Source organism: Candidatus Dependentiae bacterium, from assembly GCA_013821315.1.
GTDB lineage: Bacteria > Babelota > Babeliae > Babelales > Babelaceae > JACDHA01.
The window spans coordinates 1-2428 of sequence record JACDHA010000052.1; the positions used below are offsets into that span (position 1 = coordinate 1).

Here is a 2428-nt window from a genome sequence, read left to right on the forward strand (position 1 = left end):
AAGCTGTACTGAAAATAGCACTGCCTCCACCTCGTACAACGCCCAGTCTACTACCGTCAGCAAAGCCTATTCTATAACCTTTTTTCCATGAATCTGTTACGACCTCTTCCTCAGAGCTATCACTATACTTTGGTATTATCTCTGCAAACACAATACTAAATGTCACACAAAGAGCTAAAGATACAGAACCTAAAATAATATTTTTATTTACATACTTACGCCATGAAGCTTGCTTTTGCTTGTTTTGTTGAATAATAACATCAATTTCTTTTAAAGCTTCAGCTTTTTCTAAAGATCTCAAAGAAGTACTATTATGTAGTTCATGTTCCACTTTTGCTATATTTAAACTTTTTACTGCTTTTATAAGATTGGTATGAGCATTAAGCGAAGATATACTAAAACTCGCCACTAACAGATACAACATATTTTTTTTCACAAATGCTCCTAATTAGCAATTACTATGATTTTTGTTTTTATAACCCATACTTAATTATAAAGACCTATTTGACAAACGGCAACTGGATGCAATTCTGTAAATACAGCAAATATATTTGTGAGCAAAAAAAGAAGGGCAGAACATTCTGCCCCTAACTTTTATCAAAATAGTATAGTTAAATTAAACTACTGCTGGTTGTTCATTGTTGTTAACAGGTGTAGATTCAAGTAATTGTTTGATAGCTAAAGTTGATTTGTAGTTTTCTTTTAAATGTTGACCAGTAAAACTTTTATAAAGCTGGTGTGCTGCTATTAAGCCAGAAGCTGTAATCAAAGTACCACCACATATACCCTGTACAAGACCTTTTTTAATACCTTCAGCAAAGCCTGTTTTATAACCCTGATTGAGTGCGTTAAGTAGAGTATTTCCTCTGTGCTCATTTTCTTCTTCATCTAATTCACCACTAAAAGACAAATCTTTAGTACGAGGGAGTTTTATCTCAGAACTATCACTATACTTTGGTCTTATAATTGCTGCAGTAATACTGAATGCTAGACACAGAGCTAAAGATAGAGAACCTATAACAGTGTTTTTATTAAGATATTTATCCCATGTTAATTGCTTTTGTTTGCTTTGCTCCATAGTAGAATAAAGCTCTTTAATAAGCTCATTTTTTTGAGCTAAAGTAAGAGGCTCACCTTTTTTAAGTTCGCATTCTACTTTGTTTAGATCTAATTGCTTTACTGCTTTAACAAGCTCAGTATTAGCATATACAGCACTTAAGCTCATGCTAGATAAAAATATATATAATAATCTACTTTTCATGTCATGTCCCTTTATAATAAATAACCTACTTATTTTAACCTGCCCCTTTTAATTGTAACCACGATTACCACTTTATTAGCAAGATAATATACTATTTATTGTAACTCTTTTTTTAAGTAGAACAATTAGCGTATACTAGAAATAAAAGCTCAAAAAATTATACTACATTTTTTCTATAATACACCATTCACTATAAGCGTAGAGGAGAAATTATGCTTAATCCAAACACTAAATCAACGCAGCCACTACTACTTTCTGTACTTTTAGCAATAGCCACTCTTTGCTCTCTTTCAGCACATCCACGAGACTATATAATTTATAAATATAATGATTTTGGACTTTTTGCAGTTTTTAATAACGTCTTAGGTATGCTTGATGAATTTGATCAAGGAAAATGCGCTGGAGTTAAAGTAGATCTTGTTAATGGGCTGTATAGTGAACCTAAAATGGGCCCTAATTGGTGGAATTATTACTTTCAGTCCGTACAAGTAGGACATAATGGTGGTTATGTTAATAGTAGTCCTGATACAGGTTTTTATGGACCACACACACTGTGTAAAATGGATAGACAAAGAGGCAATTACCTTATAAATAAATATATCAAAGTTAAACCTTACATTAGCCATTTAGTAAACAGATTTTATAATCAAAATCTAACTAATGCTTTTTTAATTGGTATACATTATCGAGGAACAGATAAATCATCTGAAGCAGCACGAGTTGATTATGAAAAAGTGGTAAAAACTTTACAGTACAAAATTAATCAAATCAATGGTAAAACCTATAAAATATTTGTAGCTAGCGATGAACAAAAATTTGTTGATCATATAAAAAATAAATTTAGTAATGTTTATTATACTAACTCTATTCGTTCAACTAATGGAGCACCGGTACATTATAACAATAATGCTCATTTTCAACATGGACTCGAATGTGTAATAGATGTTCTCTTATTAGCTCGTTGTAATACCATTATAAGAACTGCTTCTAACGTAAGCAGTGCTGTATCAATGCTTAATCCAAATGTTGAATTTATTACTTTAAATGAACATATCTGGGCAAATTGCCATGGGCGTTCTTATTAAAAATTATACTCATAAAAAGGAAAAATATGTTTATCTCTACTAATAGGCATTTCACTCTAAGTCTAATATTATATACGTTATG

Annotated in this window: 3 protein-coding genes; 1 reads left to right on the top strand and 2 read right to left on the bottom strand. The window is 31.2% G+C overall.

Annotated features, from left to right (window positions below; translation table 11 throughout):
• Together H0X48_06910 and H0X48_06915 are read right to left on the bottom strand one after the other, a co-directional pair.
• The coding region (locus H0X48_06910; GenBank protein ID MBA3955020.1) for a hypothetical protein at positions 1-436 on the bottom strand (436 nt) is incomplete at its 3' end.
• 180 nt (positions 437-616) lie between these two features.
• The gene (locus H0X48_06915) at positions 617-1261 is read right to left on the bottom strand and encodes a hypothetical protein (GenBank protein MBA3955021.1); all 645 of its coding nucleotides are present in this window, start codon (positions 1259-1261) and stop codon (positions 617-619) included.
• Positions 1262-1473: 212 nt separating this feature from the next.
• Between H0X48_06915 and H0X48_06920 the strand changes: the two genes are divergently transcribed.
• On the top strand, positions 1474-2346 hold the full coding sequence (locus tag H0X48_06920) for a hypothetical protein (GenBank protein MBA3955022.1): 873 nt from the start codon (positions 1474-1476) through the stop codon (positions 2344-2346).
• Positions 2347-2428 lie beyond the last annotated feature (82 nt).

Coding starts and splice junctions, on each gene's coding strand:
- H0X48_06915 (MBA3955021.1), bottom strand. CDS start 1,261: ATGAAAAGTAGATTATTATATATATTTTTATCTAGCATGAGCTTAAGT.
- H0X48_06920 (MBA3955022.1), top strand. CDS start 1,474: ATGCTTAATCCAAACACTAAATCAACGCAGCCACTACTACTTTCTGTA.